Raw genomic sequence first — 23,679 nt, 5'->3', positions numbered from 1 at the left:
CTCAAGCGCCCCGTTCGCCTTCTCCTATGAAACTCGCCCCCGCCCAACTCGCCAAACACCTGCAAGGCAACCTTGCGCCTGTGTACATCATCAGCGGTGATGATCCGCTGCTGTGCCAGGAAGCTGCCGACGCCATCCGTGCCGCCGCCCGCCAGCAAGGCTTCGATGAGCGCCAGGTGTTCAGCGCCGACGCCAGCTTCGATTGGGGCACGCTGCTGCAAGCGGGCGCCAGCATGTCGCTGTTCGCCGAAAAACGCTTGCTGGAGCTGCGCCTGCCTTCCGGCAAGCCCGGTGACAAAGGCGCCGCGGCGTTCATCGAATACTGCTCACGCCCCCCTGAAGACACCCTGCTGCTGATCAGCCTGCCCAAACTCGACGGCAGTGCGCAGAAGACCAAGTGGGGCAAGGCCCTGATCGAAGGTCAGCACACCCAGTTCTTGCAGATTTGGCCGGTGGACGCCAACCAGTTGCCGCAATGGATTCGTCAACGCCTGTCCCAGGCCGGCCTTAGCGCCAGCCAGGACGCCGTCGAATTGATTGCGGCGCGCGTGGAAGGCAACCTGCTGGCGGCCGCTCAGGAAATCGAAAAACTCAAACTGATGGCAGAAGGCGGTCAGATCACCGTCGAGACGGTGCAAGCAGCTGTTGCTGACAGTGCGCGCTTTGATGTATTCGGCCTGGTGGATGCGATTCTCAACGGCGAAGCCGCCCACGCCTTGCGTATGCTCGAGGGCCTGCGCGGCGAAGGCGTCGAACCGCCGGTGATTCTCTGGGCGCTGGCTCGGGAACTGCGCTTGCTGGCCAACCTGTCGCTGCAATACAGCCAGGGCATTCCACTGGACAAAGCCTTCAGCCAGGCCCGACCACCGGTCTGGGACAAGCGCAAGCCGCTGATGAGCAAAGCCCTGCAGCGCCACTCGGCGCAGCGTTGGGGGCAACTGCTGCTCGATGCTCAGCGTATCGACGCACAGATCAAAGGTCAGGCGGCGGGCTCGCCCTGGATGAGCCTTAGCCGTTTGTCGCTGTTGATGGCCGGACAGCGGTTGGCATTGCCGGCGGAATGATCGGATATTTCCTACGCATCGCAGGGTCTGGACAGACTCCCCGCTTTGTCCGATGATCGGCAGCGCAAAACCCACCCACGAGCGAGATCCCATCATGAGCAAAAAGCCATCTACCCATGGCCCCAACAAGGCCAAATCCATTATCGCCCAGCCTCTGTTCCGTAGCCGTCAGGAACAACCAGGCAAAGGCAAAGGCAGCTACCGCCGCGAAGCCTTCCAGTCTAAAAGCTGGGAGGCTTCTTACTTTCAGACCGCCTGAAAAGCAAGCAATCCCTCAACATGTTAAGGTCGGCACCTGATTCGTATTTTCTGGACCTGTGCATGCCCTTTTGTCTTTCCCGTCGTTGGCATCTACGCCAATTGATCGCTGCCTCCAGCCTTATTCTGTTAGTCGCCTGCGCGGAAAAACCCACCGCCGCCGACGCCCAACCGCTTCAGAACGTTGCTGTGGTCCCCGCGCCCGCCGTGATTGCTCCCGTCGTCCCGACTGGCGAGAACCTGGAAATCCAGCCGACGCAGTCGTTCAATGAATGGCAGACCGCCTTTCGCCAGGACGCCCTGGTCGCCGGCATCAGCCCAAGCCTGTTCGATCGCGCGTTTGCCGGGGTTACACCGGACATGAGCGTGATCCGCGCCGACCGCAGCCAACCGGAGTTTGCCCGTCCGGTATGGGAATACCTCGATGGCGCGCTGTCTGCCACGCGGGTCCGCAAAGGCCAGGGGCTGCTCTACGAATACGCCGACACCCTGCAAAGCATCGAACAGCGTTATGGCGTTGATCGCCAGGCGCTGGTAGCGGTATGGGGCATGGAAAGCAACTTCGGCAGTTTCCAGGGCGACAAATCGGTGATCCGCTCGCTGGCCACCCTGGCCTACGAAGGCCGGCGCCCAGGCTTTGCCCACGCCCAATTGCTGGCCGCCCTGCAGATTCTGCAGCAAGGTGATATCGAGCCCGAGAAGATGCTCGGCTCCTGGGCTGGCGCCATGGGGCAGACCCAGTTTATTCCGACCACCTACAACACCCACGCGGTGGACTTCGATGGCGATGGAAGGCGCGATATCTGGGGTAGCCCGGCCGATGCCCTGGCCTCGACCGCTCACTACCTGCAAAGCTCCGGCTGGCAGAAAGGTCAGCCCTGGGGCTTCGAGGTGCAACTGGCGAGCGGTTTCGACTATGCGCTGGCCGATGGCTCGATTCGCAAGTCCGTCGCCGAGTGGATGCAGCTAGGGCTCAAGCTGCCTGCGGGTACGAGTGTACCGGCCGGTTCCGGACAACTGTCCGCGGCCCTGTTGCTGCCGGCCGGTTATCGGGGCCCGGCATTCCTGATCCTCGATAATTTCCGGGCGATTCTCAAGTACAACAACTCGTCGTCCTATGCCTTGGCCGTCAGTCTGTTGTCCGAGCGCTTCAGCGGTGCCGGCCTGATCAGCGGTGAATGGCCCAAGGATGACCTGCCGTTGAGCCGTTCCGAGCGGATCGAACTGCAAAGCCTGCTCAGCATGAACAACTACGATGCCGGCACTGCCGACGGCATCATCGGCGCCAACACTCGCAAGGCGATACGTGCTGCGCAGCAGTCGTTTGGCTGGCCGGCGGATGGTTATCCGACGCATAAGTTGCTGGAAAGCCTGCGTAGCCGCTAGGCAAAGATCGCAGCCTGCGGCAGCTCCTACGGGATTTGCGCACACCCGGAATTAACGGGTGTACGCGGTTGGTGCAGGAGCTGCCGCAGGCTGCGATCTTTTCTGTTATGCCCACGCTCTCGCATGGGAAGACAACCTAGGAGCGAACCACCACATCCTGCTCCAGCACCAACTCTTGAGCATCCGCATCCAACCGGACCAACGCCCCCATCGGCAGAGTCAGGTTCGGATCGCAATGGCCACTGCGCCAGCCAGCCAGCACCGGAATCTGTAGCGGTTCGAAGGTTTGCTTGAGCAGCCCGGCCAATGCCTGCTCGTCTACCCCGGCAACATCGCCCACCAGGACCCCACAGAGCTTGTTCAGCACCCCCGCGAGCCGCAGATGGGTCAGTAGCCGGTCGATGCGGTACAGCGGCTCGTTGATGTCCTCAATGAACAGAATGATGCCCTCGGCATCGATCTCATAAGGCGTGCCCAGGGTGCTGGCAATCATCGAAAGATTGCCTCCCGACAAGCGGCCGCGCGCGACGCCCGGCACAATCGTGGTCAATGGATAAGCTGGCGGATGGCTCAACACACTCCCGGGCTTTGAATCCCCTTTGAGCATATTGAACAACGAAGATTCTGTAGGCTGCTGTTTATCCCCCAGCAGATCGGCGTTGAACATCGGCCCATGGAAGGTCACGAAACCTGCATAGCGACTGATCGCCAGATGCAGCGCAGTGAGATCGCTGTAGCCGACAAAAGGCTTGGCATTGCGGCGCAGCAGCTCGAAATCGATCCGGTCCAGTATTCGCGGGCTTCCATAACCGCCCCGCAGGCACAAAATCGCATCGATGCTGCTGTCGGCGAACGCCGCGTGCAGGTCGCTCAAGCGAACCTCATCACTTCCGGCCAGATACCCCTCTTGCTGCTCGACCCCGGGAAAAATACGTAACTCGTAGCCCCTGGCCTGCATCCATTGCATGGCCTTCTCGGCATCCAGCGTTGCGGGGCCAGCCGGTGCGATCAAGGCGATCACGCCATTGGCTGGCAATGCGGGCACTGCCGTATGAGCGCAGACTTGTTCTGTTGATCGAATCGTCATCCATGGTTCTCCCTGCGTGGACTCTTCAACGCACAGTAGACACGAAAGCAGGCAAATAGAAGGGGATAAGCGCTACAGGACGCGAAGGGAAATTCTTGATAGTGGTGGCAACGTTGCTCTGCACCCGCGAAAAAGCAGGCCGCCCGCAAGAATGAAGATTCTCGCGGGCGGTTGCAGATCAGGACATCAAGCTGGCTTTAACCAGTTTCGCCTGTTCGTCGGCGTGGTACGAGGAGCGTACCAGCGGGCCCGACGCAACGTTCTTGAAGCCCATTTTGTAGCCTTCTTCGGCGAACCAGGCAAACACGTCCGGGTGCACGAAACGCTGCACCGGCAAGTGGCTGCGCGATGGCTGCAGGTACTGGCCGAGGGTCAGCATGTCGATGTCGTGTTCGCGCATGCGCTTCATGACTTCGATGACTTCTTCGTCGGTCTCGCCCAGACCCAGCATCAGGCCGGACTTGGTCGGAATATGCGGCATCATTTGCTTGAACTTCTGCAGCAAGGTCAGCGACCACTGGTAATCCGAACCCGGGCGCGCAGCCTTGTACAGTCGCGGCACGGTTTCCAGGTTGTGGTTGAACACATCCGGCGGCTCGGCGGCGGTGATTTCCAGCGCCACATCCATACGGCCACGGTAATCCGGAACCAGGGTTTCGAGCTGCACGTTCGGCGACAGCTTGCGGATCTCGCGGATGCAGTCGGCGAAGTGCTGGGCACCGCCGTCACGCAGGTCGTCGCGGTCTACCGAGGTGATCACCACGTACTTCAGTTTCAGGTCGGCGATGGCGATGGCCAGGCTTTGCGGCTCATTGACGTCCAGTGGCTTCGGACGACCGTGGCCCACGTCGCAGAACGGGCAGCGACGGGTGCAGATGTCGCCCATGATCATGAAGGTCGCGGTGCCACCGGAGAAGCACTCACCCAGGTTCGGGCAGGAGGCTTCTTCGCAAACGCTGTGCAGCTTGTGTTTGCGCAGCAGGGTCTTGATGCGATCGACTTCCGGAGAAACCGGGATACGCACGCGAATCCAGTCAGGCTTTTTCGGCAGCTCGGTGGTCGGAATGATCTTCACCGGAATGCGCGCGACCTTTTCGGCACCGCGCAACTTAACGCCGGCTTCGATTTTTGGACGGGCGACGCGCTCGGATACATCCAGCGTCGGGATCAGGGTTTGCACAGCGTCTTGCGCAGTAGTCATATCAGTCGATTCCGCCCGTTAGGGTCGTCTGCTCAGCATAGTCGAGGTGCTTGACGAGCTGCGCGCGCAGCCGGGCACTTACCTCGGCAAATTCAATCGGTCCTGTGTGATCGCGCAGCTGGGTCATCGCCAGCCCGGCGTAGCCACAGGGATTAATCCGTCGGAACGGTTCCAGATCCATATCCACGTTCAGGGCCAGGCCATGAAAGGAGCAACCGTGGCGGATCCGCAGACCCAGAGAAGCGATTTTCGCCCCGTCGACGTAGACACCCGGCGCGTCGGCCTTGGCCACCGCAGTAACGCCATAACTGGCCAGCAGTTCGATCAGGCACAACTCCATCCGGCTGACCAGGTCGCGCACGCCAAACCCCAGCTTGCGCACATCCAGCAACAAATAAGCCACCAGCTGACCGGGACCGTGATAGGTCACTTGCCCGCCGCGGTCGACCTTCACTACCGGAATATCCCCAGGTAGCAGCAGGTGTTCGGCCTTGCCCGCCTGGCCTTGAGTGAAGACCGGCGGATGCTGCACCAACCAGACCTCGTCAGGCGCCGTGCTGCCGCGTTCGTTGGTAAAGCGTTGCATGGCCTGCCAGACCGGCTCGTAAGCCATCTGGCCGAGCTCGCGAAAGCCCAGCGTGCCAGACATCACAGCACCATGTGCACGAAACCGGTAGCCCGCAACTCGCTGTTGATGTCGTACAGCTGCTCTTGACCGGTGGCGATGATGTGCAACTGGATGGTCGTGTACTTGCCGTTGGTACTCTGGCGCTCGGCCAGGGTCCGGTGGTCAACGGTCGCATGTTTCTCAAGGATTGCAATGATCTTGTCCTTGAAACCCACGCCAGTGTCGCCGATTACCTTGATCGGGTAATCCGCGCAGGGGAATTCGATCTTTGGCGCCTTTACTTCAGTATCTGTCATGGCGTAACGGCCTCGTAAGCCGTGGCGACGGACATACCTCCCGTTCTATGTCAGAACGAGAGGCACGCTGGACCACAATAATCAGTTGAACAAGCCGTAGAAGAATAGACGGATGCTATCCCACATGCGGCGGAAGATACCACCCTCGTCGACGGCGTCCAGTGCGATCAGGTCGGCGCTGTGCACGACTTTATCGTCCAGTTTCACTTCGACTTTACCAATCACGTCGCCCTTGGCGATCGGCGCGATCAGTTGCGGTGTCATGCTCATGCTGGCCTGCAGCTTTTTCAGCTGGCCTTTTGGCATAGTCATGGTCAGGTCTTGAGCCAGACCGGCCTTGACCTGATTGGTGGTGCCTTTCCAGACCGGAGCCTGAGCCAGCTCGGCGCCCTTCTGGTAGAAGGTCTGGGTTTCGAAGAAGCGGAAACCGTAAGTCAGCAGCTTCTGGGTTTCAGCAGCACGAGCCTGTTCGCTGTTGGTGCCGAAGACCACTGCGATCAAACGCATGCCGTCACGTACAGCCGAAGACACCATGCAGTAGCCGGCCTCGTCGGTGTGACCGGTTTTCAGGCCGTCGACCGTCTTGTCACGCCACAGCAGCAGGTTGCGGTTCGGTTGCTTGATGCCGTTCCAGAAGAACTCTTTCTGCGAATAGATCGCATAGTGAGCCGGGTCCTCGTGGATGATCGCGCGGGCCAGCACGGCCATGTCATGAGCCGACGAGTAATGCTCAGGGTTCGGCAGACCGGTCGGGTTCATGAAGTGACTGTTGGTCATGCCCAGATCGACAACGGTTTTGTTCATCATGTCGGCGAACGCGTCTTCGCTACCGGCGATGTGCTCGGCAAGCGCAACGCTGGCGTCGTTGCCCGACTGGATGATGATGCCGTGCAGCAAGTCGCTGACCGTTACCTGCGTGCCAACCTTGATGAACATCCGCGAACCGCCGGTACGCCAGGCGTTCTCGCTAACGGTTACCGGATCGTTTTCACCGATCTGGCCGCGACGGATTTCCAGGGTCGCCATGTAGGCGGTCATCAGCTTGGTCAGACTGGCCGGCGGCAGACGCTGGTCACCATTGTTCTCGACCAGCACATTGCCGCTGCTGGCGTCCATGAGCACATAGGATTTGGCGGCCAGTTGCGGTGGCGACGGCATCATCTCTACCGCCCAGGCGGCAGGCGTGATGAGCAGCGGGACAAGCAGGCACAGGCGTTTGGCAAAGGTGGTGATGTTCATCCGTCTCTCGAAATTGCTAATGGAAACTTGCCCTCGCGGGCAAAACTAATCTGACAACCGGTCCCCGGTTATCGCGTGTTCAGTTGTTCGCCCTAAACCGTGCTCGGTTTTTTGTTCTTTGACGAGCCAACAACCGGAACCCGGCCCCAAGGCCAGGCCCTCAATCTGATGTCGCTTATTCCGCTGTTACCAGCTTTGGCTGACCGAGATTGGCCAGTCGCACACTGTTTTGCACTTGCTGGATTTCACCCGGCGTACTGATCGGCCCCAGACGCACCCGATGGAGTGTCTGTTGATTGCGCACGATCGAGCTGATGAACACCGGAGCCTGCACCATCCCGCTCAGCTTCGACCTCAACAGTTCGGCAGCGTCCGGGTTGGCGAAGGCGCCCACCTGAAGATACTGGCCAGAGGCTGTTGCAGAAGCGTTTTTTTTTGCATCCAGCGGTACCGGGACAACGGGTGCGGCATGCTGCTGCGGTGGTGGCGTCCATTGCTCGACGGTGCCGGCCGAAGCCGTCATCACCGGAGCGGCAGCTTGCGCCACCCGAGGTTCGTTGAGCATCAGCGGCGCCGGCCGGCCGCGCTGGGCCCAATACTGTTGCGGGTCGATCCCCTCGACCTTGACCCTTGCCGTGCCGGTTTCGGCATAACCGAGCTTCTTGGCGGCAGCGTAGGACAAGTCGATGATCCGGTCCGAGTAGAACGGCCCACGATCGTTGACCCGCAGAATCACGCTCTTGTTGTTGTCCAGGTTAGTCACCCGGACATAGCTCGGCAGCGGCAGGGTCTTGTGCGCGGCGCTCATGCCATACAGATCATAGACTTCGCCGTTGGCGGTATTCTGACCGTGGAACTTGGTGCCGTACCAGGAGGCCGTACCCGAGGCGACGTAATTCTTCGACTCGCTTATTGGAAAGTAGCTTTTGCCCAGCACCGTATAGGGGTTGGCCTTGTAAGCGCCGGTGTGCAGGGTCGGTGTGGCATCGGGGATGCGCGAAACATCGACATCCCACCACGGCGCGCCATCTTTATGGGCGCGGTTGATGTCCAGGCCAGGTGTCGCGCGAACGACGGTCGGTGATTTCTGCTGTGGCGCACGGCTGGTCGAACAACTGACCAGCAACAACGACAGTGCAGCAAAAGCCGCCAGCTTCAGGGGTTTATGTATCGGCATTGCCCGCATTACTTGACGCCCCGTGCTTGGACCAGCAAATCAGACAGTTGATGCACGGCCATTGCGTACATCACACTGCGGTTATAGCGCGTAATCGCGTAAAAATTATTCAACCCCATCCAGTACTCGGGGCCATTGTCGCCTTCCAGGCGAAAAGCTGTGACCGGCATATCATCGCGCAGCGCATCATGACTTGACCAGCCCAGCGCTCGCAACTCCCCGACCGTTTTGACCGGCTCGATTCCCTGGGTCAAACCTGCGTCGACCTTGTCACCACGCACCGTGGCCAGGCTGACCACCGGCTCGCCGGCTGCCCAGCCGTGATGCTTGAAGTAGCTGGCAACACTGCCGATGGCGTCGTCCGGGTTGGTCCAGATATTGATATGGCCGTCACCGTCGAAATCCACAGCATAGGCGCGAAAACTGCTCGGCATGAACTGCGGCAAGCCCATGGCGCCAGCATAAGACCCCTTGAGCGTCATTGGGTCGACCTGCTCTTCACGGGCCAGCAGCAGGAACTCACGCAGCTCCTTGCGGAAAAAATCGGCGCGCGGCGGGTAGTCGAAGCCTAAGGTCGATAATGCGTCGATCACCCGGTAATTGCCGGTATTACGACCAAAAAAGGTCTCAACGCCGATGATTGACACAATCACCTGGGCCGGCACGCCGTATTCCTTTTCGGCGCGAGCCAGCACAGCTTCGTGCTGACGCCAGAAATCCACGCCACGGGCGATACGCGCATCGGTGAGAAACATCGGGCGGTATTCTTTCCACTGCTTGACCCGCTCGGCAGGCCGGGAAATCGCATCGAGAATAGACTGCTTGCGCTCGGCTTCGCGGAACACCCCCATCAGCTGCTCTCCGGCGAATCCGTAGTCGCGGGTCATTTCACCGACGAATTCGGCCACCTGCGGCGTGCCTTCATAATCGCCGGCCAGCGCCTCCTGCGCTGCACCAAGGATGCCTACCAGGCCGACCCACGGAGCGTATCGAGTCGCCCAGCCACGCATTACTTGCATTGAAATCTTCACCTTATTCAAACCTGCGCGATCCACTTACGATGGGTATGGATCGACATCAAAACCCCAAACGCTGACAGCAGCGTCACCAGCGAAGTTCCGCCATAGCTAATGAATGGCAATGGCACCCCCACTACCGGCAACAGGCCACTGACCATACCGATGTTGACGAAAACGTAAACAAAAAACGTCATGGTCAGGCTGCCGGCGAGCAATTTGCCGAACAGCGTCTGCGCCTGAGCGGTAATCACCAGCCCACGGCCGATCAACAGCAAATAGATCAGCAGCAAGGCACAGATGCCCACCAGCCCGAATTCTTCGCCCATGACCGCGATGATGAAATCGGTGTGGCTCTCCGGCAGAAAGTCCAGGTGGGACTGAGTACCGAGCAGCCAGCCTTTGCCGAAGACGCCGCCGGAACCGATGGCCGCCTTGGACTGGATGATGTTCCAGCCAGTGCCCAGCGGATCGCTTTCCGGATCCAGGAAGGTCAGGACTCGTTGTTTCTGGTAGTCGTGCATGACGAAATACCACATCGCAACGGCCACCGGCACTGCAGCAGCGATCACGCTGACTATCCAGCGCCAGCGCAGGCCGCCCATGAACAGCACGAAGGCGCCACCGGCGAGAATCAGCAACGAGGTGCCGAGGTCGGGCTGGCGCACGATCAGAATAAACGGGACTCCGATCAACATCAGGCTGATGCCTACATGCTTGAGCTGCGGTGGCAGTGAGCGTTTGGCCAGATACCAGGCAATAGTCGCCGGCATGATGATCTTCATGAACTCCGATGGCTGGAAGCGAATCACCCCGGGAATGTTGATCCAGCGCGTAGCGCCCATGGCGTTGTGGCCCATGACGTCCACCACCACCAGCAGCACTACGCCGCACACATAGGCCAATGGCACCCAGCGCGCCATGAAACGCGGCTCGAGTTGGGCGATGATGAACATCGACACCAGGCCGATACCAAAAGAAGTTGCTTGCTTGGCCAGCAGGTCCCAGCTCTTGCCGCTGGCCGAATACAGCACGAACAGACTGCCCGCGGCGAGGGTCAGCAACAGAATCAGCAAAGGTCCGTCGATGTGCATGCGTTGCAACAGCGTCGCCCGGCGACGCATCACATCCTCGCTGGAGAGGATGCGATCAAAATTACTCTTCACGGGCCGTAGCCTCCGCGTTTGAAGGGCTGGCGAACTCAGGCTTGAGCCGGCCGTCCTGATCGAGCAACCACGCGTCCATGATCTGGCGAACCACCGGAGCCGCGACGCCGGAGCCGGACTCGCCGTTCTCGACCATGACCGACACGGTGATTTTCGGATTATCGGCAGGGGCAAAACCGACGAACAAGGCGTGGTCACGATGGCGCTCCTGAACCTTGGAGCGGTCGTACTTCTCGCCTTGCTTGATGGCGACCACCTGGGCCGTGCCGCTTTTGCCGGCAATCCGGTATTGCGCGCCGATGGACGCCTTGCGTGCCGTACCGCGTGCGCCATGCATTACCTGCTGCATACCGTGATTGACCCGGGTCCAATCGGCCGGATCGCGCAGGACGATGTCCGGCATCGGGTTCTCGTCGAGTGGCTTCTCGCCTTCGATGGTTTTTGCCAGGTGCGGGCGATACCACTTGCCCTTGCTGGCCACCAGCGCAGTAGCCTGGGCCAGTTGCAGCGGGGTTGATTGCATGTAGCCCTGACCGATGCCGAGAATCAATGTTTCGCCCGGGAACCAGGCCTGACGTCGGGTCGCGCGCTTCCACTCGCGCGAAGGCATCAGCCCCGGCGATTCTTCGAACATGTCCAGCGAGACCTTCTGGCCGATACCGAACTTGCCCATATAGGCCGACAACCGATCGATCCCCAGCTTGTGGGCCAGGTCGTAGAAATAGGTGTCGTTGGAACGCATGATCGCCGTATCCAGGTCCACAAAGCCGTCGCCGGTGCGGTTCCAGTTACGGTATTTGTGATCGTAGTTGGGCAGCTGGTAGTAACCCGGATCGTAGACCCGCGTCGAAGCAGTGACCACGCCCGAATCGAGCCCGGCTATCGCTACCGCGGGCTTGATGGTCGAACCTGGCGGATAGAGGCCACGCAACACGCGGTTGAATAGCGGGCGGTCGATCGAATCACGCAGCTCGGCATAGGCCTTGAAGCTGATGCCGGTGACGAACAGGTTCGGGTCGAAACTCGGCTGACTGACCATCGCCAGCACCTCGCCGGTGTTCGGGTCCAGCGCCACCACTGCGCCACGTCGACCACCCAGCGCGAGCTCGGCGGCTTCCTGCAGTTTGATGTCGAGGCTCAGGACAATGTCCTTGCCGGGAATCGGATCGGTCCGCTTGAGCACCCGTAACACGCGGCCGCGGGCGTTGGTCTCGACCTCTTCATAACCCACCTGGCCATGCAGCTCTGGCTCGTAGAAGCGTTCGATGCCGGTTTTGCCAATATGGTGGGTACCGCTGTAATTGACCGGATCGAGACTCTTGAGCTCTTTCTCGTTGATCCGCCCCATGTAACCCACGGAGTGCGCGAAGTGCGCCCCTTGCGGATAATGCCGCACCAGCTGCGCGACCACTTCCACGCCTGGCAAACGGAACTGGTTGACGGCGATTCGGGCAATCTGCTCTTCGTTCAGCTCGAACAGGATCGGCACCGGCTCGAATGGCCGGCGCCCTTGCCTCATGCGTTTCTCGAACAGTTGCCGATCTTCCGGCGTCAGCTCCAGCACTTCGACGATCACATCGAGCACTTGCTTCCAGTCCCCCGAACGCTCGCGGGTCATGCTCAGGCTGAAGCTGGGCCGGTTATCGGCCACCACCACGCCATTGCGGTCGAAAATCAGCCCGCGGGTCGGTGGAATAGGCTGCACATGAACGCGGTTGTTCTCCGACAACGTGGAGTGATACTCGTACTGGATCACCTGAAGGAAATACAGCCGGGCGATCAGCACCCCGATCAGACACACCACTGCTATTGCACCGAACACGACCCGGCCACGCACCAGACGGGCGTCTTTCTCGTGGTCCTTGATGCGGATCGGTTGGGACATTTAGTAGGGCGCGATGCTATTTGTGATAAGGGTGCCCGGACAGAACTGTCCAGGCGCGATACAGCTGTTCACCGATCAGAATCCGCACCAGCGGATGCGGCAACGTCAAGGGCGACAGCGACCAGCGCTGATCGGCGCGCGCGCAAACTTCCGGCGCCAGCCCCTCAGGGCCACCGACCATGAAATTCACCGTGCGCGAGTCCAGCCGCCAGCGGTCGAGTTCGACCGCCAACTGCTCGGTGCTCCAGGGCTTGCCGTGCACTTCGAGGGTGACAATCCGCTCATTCGGGCCGACCTTGGCCAGCATGGCTTCGCCTTCCTGACGGATGAAACGCGCCACGTCGGCGTTCTTGCCACGGGTGTTGAGCGGTATTTCCACCAGTTCCAGCGCCAGCTCGGATGGCAGACGCTTGGCATATTCATGCCAGCCTTCTTCCACCCATTTGGGCATGCGGGAACCGACGGCGATCAGTCGCAGTCGCACAGCGGTCCCTTATTGCTGGTCTTTGTTGAGCTTGATGAAGTGCTCGTGGGTATTTTCCGGGCTGTGGTGAGCAGCGTTCATCGCACGGCTTTGTTCTGCACCGGACCACAGACGCTCCAGGTCGTAGAACTGACGAGCGTTGGCGGTCATCATGTGCACGATGACATCGTCCATATCCAGCAACACCCAGTCGCTGTCACCCTTGCCTTCTTCACCCAACGGCTTGACGCCTTTGGCCTTGACCGCCTCGCGGACCTTATCCAGCATCGCGCCGATCTGGCGGTTGGACGTACCTGTGGCGATGATCATGAAGTCAGTGATGCTCTGCTTCTCACGAACATCAATCACCAGAATGTCCTGGGCCTTGACGTCTTCCAGGGCCGCTACGGCAACCTTGACCAGCTCTTCACCGGCCAGTACCACACCGGTTTGAGCCTCTACTGGCAGCGGGGCGCTCTTGAACGTGCCTTTGCGCTTTACTTTAGTTACGTCTTTGTCAGTCATATAAAACTCGTTTTGCTCGTATGTTCGGGCGCTTCAATACACGCATTCACGTGCCTTGAAGCACTCCTTTTCAGTTCGACGCACGGTAAAGACCGTGCGCATCGATGTAGGCCAGGACCGCGTCGGGCACCAGGAAACGTACCGACTTACCGCTGGCCAGCAGTTGACGGATCTGGGTGGCGGATACCGCGAGCGGTGTCTGCCAGACGAATGCAATCTGTCCGCTCGGCCCTTTCAGGGCCAGCGGGTCGCTCACCGAGCGCGCTGCCAGCAGGTTGCGCAAGGCATCCGGCGGTTCGCTGTCGGCATCCGGGCGTTGCAGCACCAGGATGTGGCAATGCTGGAGCAACTCCTCCCAGCGGTGCCAAGTGGGCAGGCCGCAAAATGCGTCCCAGCCCAAAAGCAGAAACAACTGGTCATCAGCGGCCAACTCGGCCCGCATCAGCTCCAGAGTGTCGATCGTGTACGACGGTTTGTCCCGTTGCAGCTCTCGGGCGTCCACCACCAGCGGCGCAATACCCGCCACTGCACATTCGACCATCGCCAGACGGTCGACGGCGGGCACCTGTGGCGTCCCCCGATGCGGCGGTCTGGCACTGGGTGTCAGACGCAGCTCATCGAGCTCCAGCGAGTCAGCCACCTCCAGCGCACTGCGCAAATGGCCGATATGCACCGGATCGAAGGTCCCGCCCAGCACGCCAATACGTCTAGGCTGGGGTTCGCTGGGCGTCACGGCAGCTGACTGGCGGATATCGGCCAAGTCAGACCGACTCCTGACCGCGCAACTGGCCATCACCGACCACGATGTACTTCTCGCAGGTCAGACCTTCGAGGCCCACCGGGCCGCGGGCGTGCAGCTTATCAGTAGAAATGCCAATCTCGGCACCCAATCCATATTCGAAGCCATCGGCAAAGCAGGTCGGGGTGTTGATCATGACCGAGCTTGAGTCGACCTCAGCAACGAAGCGCCGGGCTTCGCCCTGGTGCTCGGTGACGATCGAGTCGGTGTGATGCGAGCCGTAATGATTGATGTGTTCGATGGCCTGATCCAGCCCGTCGACCACACGTATCGACAGGATTGGCGCCAGGTATTCGGTATTCCAGTCTTCTTCGGTGGCCGCAACCACCTCGATGATCGTGCGCGTGCGTTCGCAGCCGCGAAGCTCGACGCCCTTGGCGCGGAACTGCTCGGCCATCGCCGGCAGGAAATCGGCGGCCACCGCCTGGTCAACCAGCAAGGTTTCCATGGCGCCGCAAATGCCGTAACGGTAAGTCTTGGCGTTGAACGCGATGCGCTGGGCCTTTGGCAGTTCGGCGTGGGCACTGACATAAACGTGGCAGATGCCGTCCAGGTGCTTGATCACTGGCACTCGGGCATCACGGCTGACCCGCTCGATCAGGCCTTTGCCGCCACGGGGCACGATCACATCGACGTACTCGGGCATGGTGATCAGTGCGCCAACCGCAGCACGGTCGGTCACTTCGACGACCTGCACCACGGCAGCCGGCAAACCGGCCTCGGCCAGGCCCTGCTGAATGCAGATGGCGATGGCGCGATTGGAATGAATCGCCTCGGAACCGCCACGCAGAATGGTCGCGTTGCCCGACTTCAGGCACAGGCTCGCGGCGTCGATGGTCACGTTCGGCCGCGACTCATAGATGATCCCGACCACGCCCAGCGGTACACGCATCTTGCCGACCTGGATGCCCGACGGCCGATAGCTCATGTCGCGGATCGCACCAACCGGGTCCGGCAGGCTGGCCACCTGACGCAGGCCGACGATCATGCTGTCGATCCGTGCCGGGGTCAGTGCCAGGCGCTCGAGCATGGCCGGCTCCAGGCCATTGGCCCGACCAGCGGCCAGGTCCAGCTCATTGGCGGCGGCCAACTCGACGCGAGCGGCATCCAAAGCCGCGGCGGCAGCGTACAGTGCGCGGTTTTTCTGCGCGGTACTGGCACGGCCGATCACGCGGGAGGCTTCGCGGGCAGCGCGACCCAAACGGGTCATGTAGTCAAGAACGGACTCAGTCATGGTCTCAATGGTCTTGGCAAAGAGGAAAGCGGCAGATTATAGCTGTCGCGCTCTCCTACTAACAGCAGTGACGGGCGGATGGTCGAAATGGAGGGCAAATAGAGGACGTTCAGCCGTAATTAAGCTTGAAATTGCTATCATCGCGACTCATTCAGCCTCAAATACACTTAGCCATCATGTCCAATCTGACCGCTTCGAGCATGCCCAAGGCGCTGCCTGATGAGTTTTTCGACCGTGACGCTCAAGTGCTGGCCCGCGAACTGCTGGGCAAAATCATCCGCCATCGGGTCGGCGATCTGTGGCTCAGTGCACGAATCATCGAGACCGAAGCCTATTACTGCGCCGAGAAAGGCAGCCATGCTTCCCTTGGCTACACAGAAAAACGTAAGGCTTTGTTTCTCAATGGTGGCCACATCTATATGTATTACGCCCGTGGTGGCGATTCGCTGAACTTCAGCGCTCATGGACCAGGCAATGCGGTCCTGATCAAATCGGCTTATCCGTGGATCGACGAAGCGTCCGGCCCGGCAAGCCTGGCCCAGATGCTGTTGAACAATCCCCATGCCAATGGTCATCCGCGCCCATCGCAGAAGCTTTGCGCCGGGCAAACCCTGCTCTGCAAGGCGCTGGGCCTGAAAGTACCCGTCTGGGACGCCAAACGCTTCGATCATGAGCTGCTGTTAGTCGAAGATGTCGGCCTGCCGCCGATCCACATCATTCAAACTACTCGCCTGGGCATCCCTCATGGACGCGACGAGCACTTGATGTACCGCTTCATCGATGCCGCATACGCCCCTTACTGCACCCGGAACCCGTTGCGCCGTGGCCAGGTCGAAGGCCGCGACTATTTCTTGATCTGAAACATCGCCCTTACCGGTTAATACACAAAAATGGAGTTGAATCTATGGGCCCATGGCTCGATGGCCTGACCGGATGGTTGACGGCAAACCCGCAATGGCTGGCTGCCGCGGTTTTCATAGTGGCCTGCGTCGAGTGCCTGGCAATTGCCGGGCTGATCGTGCCGGGGACGGTCCTGTTGTTCGCCGTCGCGGTATTGGCCGGCAGTGGCGCGCTGTCCCTGGGCGAGACCTTGCTGCTGGGATTTGTCGGCGGTTTGCTGGGAGACCTGGTGTCGTATTTCCTGGGGCGGCGCTTTCACCAGAACATTCGCCGCCTGCCGGGGTTGCGCCATCACCCGGAATGGATGGCCGGAGCCGAAGCGTACTTCCAGCGTTACGGCATCGCCAGTCTGCTGGTCGGACGCTTTATCGGTCCGTTGCGGCCGATGCTACCGATGGTTGCCGGGATGTTCGACATGCCGTTCCCGCGGTTTGCCGCGGTGAGCGTATTGGCGGCAGCGGGCTGGACCGTGGCATACCTGTTGCCGGGCTGGGCGACCGGTGCGGCAATCCGCCTGCCCCTGCCGGAAGGTTTCTGGCCGCAAGCCGGGGTAGTCGTCGGCAGCATCGTCGTAATGATCGGCCTGAGCATCAATAGCACCTTACGCCGTCACCGCAGTGCCACTCGGCTGATCACAGCCATGAGCTTCGCGATTCTGGCCGGGATGTTTATCGGCTATCGCTACCTGAATCAGTTCGATCAGGGCTTGATGACCCTGATCCAGGAACATCGCAGCACGACCATGGACTCCGCCGCCGTGCTGGTGACCCGCCTCGGCGATTTTCGCACACTACTCTTCGCCAGCAGTCTGTTGACGATTTTGCTGCTGGTGGCGCGCCAATGGCGCCAAGCGATTTTCGCTGGCAGCGCCCTGCTCTGCACGGCGCTGGCCAATACCGGCACCAAGTGGTTTTTCGCGCGCATGCGCCCGGAGGTGCTAAGCGACCCGCTGACCAGCTTCAGCATGCCCAGTGGCCACAGCTCCGGTTCGTTCGCGCTATTCCTGACCCTGGCGGTTCTCGCCGGCCGCGGTCAACCGCCTCGAATGCGCCTGACCTGGCTGTTGGTCGGGTGCTTGCCTGCAATGGCGATCGCTATGTCGCGGGTCTATCTCGGGGTTCACTGGCCGACCGATGTATTGGCCGGCGCCATGCTCGCGGCCTGTTTCTGCGCCGCCAGCCTGAACCTGAGCCAACGCCAGACCTCCTTGAGTGCAATGTCTGCCAAAGTCTGGTGGCTGGTGCTGCCGGCGCTGGTGGCGTTGTTTGGGTTCTTTGCGTTGACCCATTTGCCTGATGCGGTGCTGCGGTATGCGTATTGAGCCAATACAGATGTTTGCCCGCTAAAAAGATCGCAGCCTGCGGCAGCTCCTACAGATTTTGCGTACACCCACACATTCACGGGTGTACTCGGTCGGCGTAGATACCGTCTTAACCCTCACCGCGCCGCACTGTACCGCGCCCTTGATCACTACCTGCCCGATGCCAATCCAACCTCGCCTGACGCCATGCGCTTTTATAACGTCAGCAAGGATGTGAGCATCGAAGACTCGCTGCTCTACACCGCCGACTTGCTGCGCTGTGCATCGGTCACCGCTTACGAGTGTGGGGAGCACTTCAAAGGCACTGAACGCGCCATGGTCTTCGCCGTGTGGCACCTGCTGGAAATTGCCAAAGCCATGGTCGACCAGTCCATCGAACATGCGTGGCCGCGTACCCGCTGATGCGCCGTTCGATCGTTCCCATGCTCTGCGCGGGAACGATCTTTACAGTGCTGGTGCACTCAGACAAACAACCCCCCTGCAACTCATCAAGCAACGCCTGAATCGCATCCAGCCGCTGCTGCGGATCGTCGAGTTGCAGTAGGTCGATTTTGTCCAGCTCGGAAAATGGCAGCAGGCAGGCCAACTGATTGGCCAGGGATTGTTGGCCGGTGGTTTCGGCGCCCATATTCAGGGCTTCGATCATCGATGTTCGGCCATTATCAGTTGATCGCACTAATTGGCTATGTCTTCTGCTTGAGGCCATGTTGCGACATGTCTATTGAGGATGTTTTTTCAATAATGCACTCCGAAGCGACAGGTGATGACCGACGACGAAAATCATCAATCATCCACCACCGGCTTATCAACAAGCTTCAGAACAAAGGTTACTGGCGGTTTATTAAAAGCGTCATGCCCAGTGATATTTGGATTTACATCGACAAAAATTGTCCTGTGACCTGTTCCACTCTTATGCTTATCCCTGTAGTTTGTCTTTGCCAAGTGCAAGGATGCTTGCTTTTCCTCACTCACCACCAACACGTAAGCCACGCCAGGACTAGAGCGCTTAAAGGTCACTCTTTCCCCTGCCTCCCCTACGAGAGAGAAAAGCGACTGCGTGGCTTCACTAACAATCCAGTGCCGGATAACCGAATCCATGCTCAAACGCCAACCGTCGTACTTCCCGGAAAGTTTTGTGTAGACCGCATATGTTTTATTCCCCTCGGGGACGAACTGAAACAACAATGGTTCGTCGTCGTCATGGGCCGCCAGCGTAACCAATCGTGGGAGGGCGCTATCCACCAAGGCGGCCTCAGTGTCCAGACGCTCACGCGCTGGTATACGTGGATCAAGCAACCGCCGCTCCATATATTGCTGGTTCAAAACCAACGGAGCTCCGTTTACAAAAAGATGAGCGGTAAATACATCCGCGCGATTTTCAAAAGCCATAAGTCCACCTCAATTATTGACATTGAAAAATATGATTACGTCAGAAATGCACCTGCGAACAGGTTCACCCCGCAAAAAGTGCATAATCAGCTGGCCCATCAACAAAATCACGAGACAACGATCAGCGAATCCCGAGACTTGCTCCTGGACCAGCCAAAATACTTAAGCTTCAGGATTCTTGGCGCGCTTGCGCTTACGGCGCTCAATCAACATTGAATCCGCATAAAAAGCCGCCGATTCGAATACATCCTTGGCACTGGGATCATTCGCGGCATACTTCAATATATAGCGCCCGGCAATGTCATCCCAGAACGCGAACTCATCTTCATAAATCGTCACAGCACTACTCCTTTAGTGTTAAAAAGCCCGCTTCACGCGAGAAACTTCAAACTAATGGATGGACAATACCGAGACAATACTGGCACAACAAACAAAGTTAAACAAAGTGCGACTAAGCAAACAACTCCCCCTGCAACTCATCAAGTAACGCCTGAATCGCATCCAGCCGCTGCTGCGGATCGTCGAGTTGCAATAGATCGATCTTGTCCAGTTCGGAGAATGGCAGCAGGTAGGCCAACTGATTGGCCAGGGATTGCTGGCCGGTGGCTTCGTTGCCCATATTCAGTGCTTCGACCATCGGGTGCTCGGCCAATGCCCTGAGCAAGGCGACCAGGTCGGCATCTTCATCCTGCAGTGGTTGTTCGGGCACGTCGTCCATCCACTCGACGTCGGCCACCATCAGCTGATCGCGCTGCACTTCGGTGCGCAGCACCCGGAACCTGCGCCCACCCTCGACACGAATGCCCAGCAGTCCGTTGTCCTGCTGCTTGAAATCACGGATCAGCGCCTCGCAACCGACCAGGGCATAGCCCTCGGGTGCGATGCCCACCTCTTCACCCTCGAGAATGCACACCACGCCAAAGCCGGCGTTCTGCTTCATGCAGCGGCTGATCATGTCCAGGTAACGCGCCTCGAAAATCTGCAGATCGAGGGTGCAACCGGGGAACAACACCGTGTTCAGAGGGAAAAGCGCCAGGCTCATATGGGTATCCTTAAACCATCATTGACACAGCCAGCGGCAGGAATACCGCCGTGGCCACGCCCATCAAACTCATCGCCAATGCGGCAAAGGCACCGCATTCCTCACTTTCCTGCAAGGCGACCGAGGTACCGACCGCATGTGCCGTCATGCCCAATGCCATGCCGCGGGCTTCAGGGCTATGGACACCCAAACGAGTCAAAATACCCGGCCCGAAAATCGCGCCGATCACTCCGGTTATCAACACGAAGACTGCTGCGAGTGCCGCCACCCCGCCAATTTGCTCGGCCACCAGCATGGCAATCGGTGAGGTCACCGATTTTGGTGCCATGGTCATCAGAATCATGTGTTCGGCACCGAACCACCAACCCAGCACCACGCCGAGACTGGTAGCCACGACACCCCCTATCACCAGCGTAGTAAATATCGGCCAGAACAACTGCCGAATCCGCCGCAGATTGAGGTAGAGCGGTACCGCCAGGGCAACAGTGGCCGGCCCCAGCAGAATGCTGAGAATCTCAGTGCTTTTGCGGTATTCGGTGTAACTCAGGCCACAACCGACCAGCACGCCAATCACCAGCAGCATAGACACCAGCACTGGCTGCAAGAAAATCCAACGGGTTTTCTCGAACCCGATCAGCACCAACTGGTAGGCCCCCAGGGTGATGCCAATGCCGAACAGCGGATGATGGATCACTGCCGCCCACGCCCCCTGCCAATCGAAGGTCATTGGGTATCCTCGTGGCGAGCCTGGCGCTTGATCAACGTGTGCATCAACACGCCAACGAAGGCCATGGAGATCACCAGCGACAGCACCAACGCGCCAACGATCGCCCAGAAGTCCGCAGCGATGTCGCGGGCGTAAACCATCACCCCGACCGCTGGCGGCACCAGCAACAACGGCAAATAACGCAACAGGCTGCTGGCCGCCAGATTCAGCGGCTCACCGACCTGGCCACGACTAATCAGAAACACCAGCAACAGCAGCAGGCCGACAATCGGCCCCGGCAGTACCGGTAAAAATAAATGGTTGATAGCCGTGCCGAGCAATTGAAACAGCACCAGCCAGGTCAAGCCGCGTAACAACATCTGTGATCTCCCGCAAAATCGCGCCGGGCATTATAAGCATGCCGAGCGCTATGAACCGGCATTCGCAAACACCATAAATGGTTGACCGCAGCCATTGGCCATGATGATCTAAAGTGGTTGCCAAGGGGCTGGAGCCCCCAATCCAAAAATATAAAATCGATAAACCCAAGGAGAGTCTCAATGCCCTATGTTCCAGTTGCAGAGCTCAAAGATTATGTTGGCAAGGAACTCGGACGTTCCGAATGGCTCACTATCGATCAGGAACGCATCAACCTGTTCGCCGAAGCCACGGGTGATTTTCAGTTCATCCACGTTGATCCGGTAAAGGCTGCACAAACACCCTTTGGCAGCACGATTGCCCACGGTTTCCTGTCTCTGTCGTTGATCCCCAAACTGATGGAAGACATTCTGGTATTGCCAGAAGGCTTGAAGATGGCCATCAATTACGGCCTGGACAGCGTGCGGTTCATCCAGCCGGTCAAGGTCGACTCCAGGGTTCGACTCAAGGTCGACCTGGCCGAAGTCACCGAAAAGAAACCCGGTCAATGGCTGCTCAAAATCACCGCCACCCTGGAAATCGAAGGGCAGGAAAAACCGGCCTACATCGCTGAACCACTTTCTCTCTGCTTCGTTTAAGCCTTCCCTGATGCGGAACAGCCCACGCTGTTTCGCTCGGCTCTATTTATACGACACATAGCTGCGGCATACTCGATCACCTAATTGCCCGGATCCCGCTATGCGCCCACTTGTACCCCTCGCTCTAATCCTGTTGCTCGCCGCATGCGGCGACGGCGAATCGCTGTTACCGCCCGATGCCCGCTTGCCGGACGGTGGGCGCTATCGCGGCGATATGGTCAACGGATTGCTGCAGGGCCAGGGCCGCGTCGACTACCCGAATGGCGGCTGGTACGCCGGGCAATTCGACCAGGGTCAGTGGCATGGCCAGGGCGAATGGCACGGCAACAATGGCGAGGTGTACCGCGGACAATTCGAGCACGGGCTGTTCCACGGCCAGGGAACCCTGACCACCAGCGGCAGCCGTTACACCGGCGGTTTCAAGCTCGGTCGGCGCGACGGTGAAGGCACCCTCAAAGAAGGCGGCATGACCTACCGTGGCGAATTCAAGGCTGACCAGTATTCCGGGCTCGGTCGCCTGGAACTCGAAGACGGCAGCCAGTACCAGGGCCAGTTCGCCCACGGCAAACCCAACGGCGAAGGTCAGCGTGGCGATGCCAGCGGCAACCAGTTCACCGGGCACTTCGTCAATGGCCAACTGGAAGGTAACGGCACCTTCAATAGCGCCGAAGGCGACCAGTATGTCGGCGCCTTCAAGCAGAACCAGCTGCACGGCAAAGGCCGCTACGAGAATGCTGACGGTGATGTCTGGGTCGGCCAGTTCAAGGAGGGTGCGCTGACCGGCAAAGGCGAGCTGATCGGTGTCGATGGCAGCCATTATGTGGGCCAGTTCAGCGACTGGCGCCTGCGGGGCCAAGGCCGCTTGAATCTCAGCGATGGCAGTTTTTATGTCGGCCAGTTCGGCAATGACACTTACCAGGGCTACGGCACACTGGTGCTTCACGATGGCGTGGTGCAAAGCGGCTATTGGGTCAACGGCCAACGGGTGCGTGATGCCAGTGGCCAGCTGTTGCCAGATACCCTTGAGGTCGGGGTGTTGGCTCAGGGCCACTTGCTTGATCAAGCCTTGGCCAATGTACCCGCGTCCACCCCGGCGGTGGAGTTGTACAGTTTGACGCTGGCCGGTGACGGCAAACAAAGTGTATTCCTGCGCGAGGCCGACTACGTCAGCAACATGCTTGTTAGCCGCTTTGGCGCCTATGGCCAGATCCGCCTGGTCAACCACCGCGACCACCTGGGTGACCGCCCCATGGCGAGTCGCGAGAGCCTGCGGCGCGCCGCACTGACGCTGGCCGAGCGCAGCGGCCCGGAAGATTTGCTGTTCATCTATCTGACCAGCCACGGCACCCACCAACATGAACTGGTGCTGGACCAGCCGCGCATGGAACTGGCCGACGTGCCTGCCGACGAATTGGCCAGCGTGCTCGCACCCTTGAAAAATCGCGACAAGATCATTGTGATCTCGGCCTGCTATTCCGGTGGTTTTATCCCTGCACTCAAGGATGACCGGACGCTGATCATGACCGCCTCGCGAACTGATCGGGTGTCCTTCGGCTGTTCGGAAGAGGCGGACTTCACCTACTTCGGCGATGCACTGTTCGCCCAGGCACTGAACCAGACCGACGACCTGCAACAAGCCTTCGTCCTGGCCAGGGCAACGGTCGCCAAACGGGAACTGGCCGACAACTTCGAAGCCTCGGAACCACAGATCTGGGCACCCAAGGGCGTCCTTGCGCGCTGGCAGTTGTTACGCAAGCAGCAAGCCCGCAAAGCACTCGAAAACGTCTCTTTAAAAGGCACGCAAGCACATAAAACACCCGAAAGCGCTCCGCCCAAAGGCATTCAAGCAAAGAACAACTAAGCTGAGCAGTATCAAGGGAG

The 23,679-nt window shown here is 59.5% G+C and carries 26 protein-coding genes and 1 pseudogene; 8 read left to right on the top strand and 19 right to left on the bottom strand.

Translation table 11 applies throughout. The features are described 5' to 3' along the window. Positions 1–26 precede the first annotated feature (26 nt). The 3 genes from holA (at position 27) to AC3IUA_RS02970 (ending at position 2,708) form a co-directional block, all read left to right on the top strand. Positions 27–1,064 carry a DNA polymerase III subunit delta gene (gene holA, locus AC3IUA_RS02980; RefSeq protein WP_489359043.1) on the top strand — a complete coding sequence of 346 codons (1,038 nt, stop codon included), beginning with the start codon at positions 27–29 and terminating at the stop codon, positions 1,062–1,064. A 94-nt stretch (positions 1,065–1,158) separates the two neighbouring features. Continuing rightward, a complete protein-coding gene (arfA, locus tag AC3IUA_RS02975) occupies positions 1,159–1,323 on the top strand; it encodes an alternative ribosome rescue factor ArfA (RefSeq protein WP_489359042.1) in 165 nt (54 codons plus the stop codon). 62 nt (positions 1,324–1,385) lie between these two features. After that, on the top strand, positions 1,386–2,708 hold the full coding sequence (locus AC3IUA_RS02970) for a lytic murein transglycosylase (RefSeq protein ID WP_489359040.1): 1,323 nt from the start codon (positions 1,386–1,388) through the stop codon (positions 2,706–2,708). Positions 2,709–2,844: 136 nt separating this feature from the next. Here AC3IUA_RS02970 and AC3IUA_RS02965 read toward each other — a convergent pair whose 3' ends face one another. The 13 genes from AC3IUA_RS02965 to AC3IUA_RS02905 form a co-directional block, all read right to left on the bottom strand. Next, positions 2,845–3,795 (bottom strand): S66 peptidase family protein, encoded by a 951-nt coding sequence (locus AC3IUA_RS02965; RefSeq protein WP_489359039.1) that lies wholly within the window; start codon positions 3,793–3,795, stop codon positions 2,845–2,847. Between the two features lie 178 nt (positions 3,796–3,973). Continuing rightward, positions 3,974–4,996, bottom strand: coding sequence for a lipoyl synthase (gene lipA, locus AC3IUA_RS02960; protein WP_489359038.1), 1,023 nt, complete (start codon positions 4,994–4,996; stop codon positions 3,974–3,976). A 1-nt stretch (position 4,997) separates the two neighbouring features. Further along, positions 4,998–5,645, bottom strand: a complete 648-nt coding sequence (lipB, locus tag AC3IUA_RS02955) for a lipoyl(octanoyl) transferase LipB (protein ID WP_489359037.1) — start codon at positions 5,643–5,645, stop codon at positions 4,998–5,000. After that, positions 5,645–5,920, bottom strand: a complete 276-nt coding sequence (locus AC3IUA_RS02950) for a DUF493 domain-containing protein (RefSeq protein WP_489359036.1) — start codon at positions 5,918–5,920, stop codon at positions 5,645–5,647. Before AC3IUA_RS02950 ends, lipB begins: the two co-directional genes overlap by 1 nt. Positions 5,921–6,001: 81 nt before the next feature. Continuing rightward, the gene (locus AC3IUA_RS02945; RefSeq protein WP_489359035.1) at positions 6,002–7,159 is read right to left on the bottom strand and encodes a D-alanyl-D-alanine carboxypeptidase family protein; all 1,158 of its coding nucleotides are present in this window, start codon (positions 7,157–7,159) and stop codon (positions 6,002–6,004) included. 175 nt (positions 7,160–7,334) lie between these two features. Next, entirely contained in the window at positions 7,335–8,345 is a 1,011-nt protein-coding gene (locus tag AC3IUA_RS02940) for a septal ring lytic transglycosylase RlpA family protein (protein WP_489359034.1), read from the bottom strand. Then, the gene (gene mltB / locus AC3IUA_RS02935; protein ID WP_489359033.1) at positions 8,345–9,355 is read right to left on the bottom strand and encodes a lytic murein transglycosylase B; all 1,011 of its coding nucleotides are present in this window, start codon (positions 9,353–9,355) and stop codon (positions 8,345–8,347) included. Before mltB ends, AC3IUA_RS02940 begins: the two co-directional genes overlap by 1 nt. Before the next feature lie 17 nt (positions 9,356–9,372). After that, positions 9,373–10,476, bottom strand: a complete 1,104-nt coding sequence (gene rodA, locus AC3IUA_RS02930; RefSeq protein ID WP_489362217.1) for a rod shape-determining protein RodA — start codon at positions 10,474–10,476, stop codon at positions 9,373–9,375. Positions 10,477–10,507: 31 nt separating this feature from the next. After that, the gene (gene mrdA / locus AC3IUA_RS02925) at positions 10,508–12,403 is read right to left on the bottom strand and encodes a penicillin-binding protein 2 (RefSeq protein WP_489359032.1); all 1,896 of its coding nucleotides are present in this window, start codon (positions 12,401–12,403) and stop codon (positions 10,508–10,510) included. Between the two features lie 16 nt (positions 12,404–12,419). After that, positions 12,420–12,887 carry a 23S rRNA (pseudouridine(1915)-N(3))-methyltransferase RlmH gene (gene rlmH, locus AC3IUA_RS02920; RefSeq protein ID WP_003185785.1) on the bottom strand — a complete coding sequence of 156 codons (468 nt, stop codon included), beginning with the start codon at positions 12,885–12,887 and terminating at the stop codon, positions 12,420–12,422. A gap of 9 nt (positions 12,888–12,896) precedes the next feature. Further along, a complete protein-coding gene (gene rsfS, locus AC3IUA_RS02915) occupies positions 12,897–13,391 on the bottom strand; it encodes a ribosome silencing factor (protein WP_489359031.1) in 495 nt (164 codons plus the stop codon). A gap of 70 nt (positions 13,392–13,461) precedes the next feature. Beyond that, entirely contained in the window at positions 13,462–14,184 is a 723-nt protein-coding gene (gene nadD / locus AC3IUA_RS02910) for a nicotinate-nucleotide adenylyltransferase (protein WP_489359030.1), read from the bottom strand. Further along, complete coding sequence (locus AC3IUA_RS02905; protein WP_489359029.1) at positions 14,153–15,424, bottom strand: glutamate-5-semialdehyde dehydrogenase; 1,272 nt, start codon at positions 15,422–15,424, stop codon at positions 14,153–14,155. Before AC3IUA_RS02905 ends, nadD begins: the two co-directional genes overlap by 32 nt. A 176-nt stretch (positions 15,425–15,600) precedes the next feature. Between AC3IUA_RS02905 and AC3IUA_RS02900 the strand changes: the two genes are divergently transcribed. The 3 genes from AC3IUA_RS02900 to AC3IUA_RS02890 all read left to right on the top strand — a co-directional run bounded on the left by AC3IUA_RS02900 (position 15,601) and on the right by AC3IUA_RS02890 (position 18,047). Then, positions 15,601–16,284 (top strand): DNA-3-methyladenine glycosylase, encoded by a 684-nt coding sequence (locus AC3IUA_RS02900; RefSeq protein ID WP_489359028.1) that lies wholly within the window; start codon positions 15,601–15,603, stop codon positions 16,282–16,284. Between the two features lie 44 nt (positions 16,285–16,328). Then, the gene (locus tag AC3IUA_RS02895; RefSeq protein ID WP_489359027.1) at positions 16,329–17,645 is read left to right on the top strand and encodes a bifunctional DedA family/phosphatase PAP2 family protein; all 1,317 of its coding nucleotides are present in this window, start codon (positions 16,329–16,331) and stop codon (positions 17,643–17,645) included. Positions 17,646–17,774: 129 nt separating this feature from the next. Further along, the gene (locus AC3IUA_RS02890; protein ID WP_489362215.1) at positions 17,775–18,047 is read left to right on the top strand and encodes a DUF6124 family protein; all 273 of its coding nucleotides are present in this window, start codon (positions 17,775–17,777) and stop codon (positions 18,045–18,047) included. Between the two features lie 73 nt (positions 18,048–18,120). On the opposite strand, the pseudogene AC3IUA_RS02885 reads toward AC3IUA_RS02890, so the two are convergent. From AC3IUA_RS02885 to AC3IUA_RS02860, 6 genes and pseudogenes are all read right to left on the bottom strand, one after another. Beyond that, positions 18,121–18,291 (bottom strand): annotated as a pseudogene (locus AC3IUA_RS02885) (LON peptidase substrate-binding domain-containing protein); the annotation flags it as partial. 137 nt (positions 18,292–18,428) lie between these two features. Next, on the bottom strand, positions 18,429–19,034 hold the full coding sequence (locus AC3IUA_RS02880; protein ID WP_489359026.1) for a hypothetical protein: 606 nt from the start codon (positions 19,032–19,034) through the stop codon (positions 18,429–18,431). 162 nt (positions 19,035–19,196) lie between these two features. Then, entirely contained in the window at positions 19,197–19,373 is a 177-nt protein-coding gene (locus tag AC3IUA_RS02875) for a hypothetical protein (RefSeq protein WP_489359025.1), read from the bottom strand. A 112-nt stretch (positions 19,374–19,485) separates the two neighbouring features. Further along, the gene (locus AC3IUA_RS02870; RefSeq protein ID WP_489359024.1) at positions 19,486–20,076 is read right to left on the bottom strand and encodes an LON peptidase substrate-binding domain-containing protein; all 591 of its coding nucleotides are present in this window, start codon (positions 20,074–20,076) and stop codon (positions 19,486–19,488) included. A gap of 10 nt (positions 20,077–20,086) precedes the next feature. Further along, positions 20,087–20,803: an LrgB family protein gene (locus AC3IUA_RS02865; protein WP_489359023.1), complete on the bottom strand. Its 717-nt coding sequence runs from the start codon at positions 20,801–20,803 to the stop codon at positions 20,087–20,089. Next, positions 20,800–21,162, bottom strand: coding sequence for a CidA/LrgA family protein (locus AC3IUA_RS02860; protein ID WP_489359022.1), 363 nt, complete (start codon positions 21,160–21,162; stop codon positions 20,800–20,802). Before AC3IUA_RS02860 ends, AC3IUA_RS02865 begins: the two co-directional genes overlap by 4 nt. Before the next feature lie 180 nt (positions 21,163–21,342). Here AC3IUA_RS02860 and AC3IUA_RS02855 point away from each other — a divergent pair, with 180 nt between their 5' ends. Next, positions 21,343–21,798: a MaoC family dehydratase gene (locus AC3IUA_RS02855; protein WP_489359021.1), complete on the top strand. Its 456-nt coding sequence runs from the start codon at positions 21,343–21,345 to the stop codon at positions 21,796–21,798. A gap of 100 nt (positions 21,799–21,898) precedes the next feature. Then, a complete protein-coding gene (locus tag AC3IUA_RS02850) occupies positions 21,899–23,659 on the top strand; it encodes a C13 family peptidase (protein WP_489359020.1) in 1,761 nt (586 codons plus the stop codon). Positions 23,660–23,679 lie beyond the last annotated feature (20 nt).

Source organism: Pseudomonas sp. KH_050 (assembly GCF_057838875.1).
The sequence above is the reverse complement of the archived record's forward strand: the minus strand, read 5'-3'. Positions and strand labels throughout refer to the sequence as shown.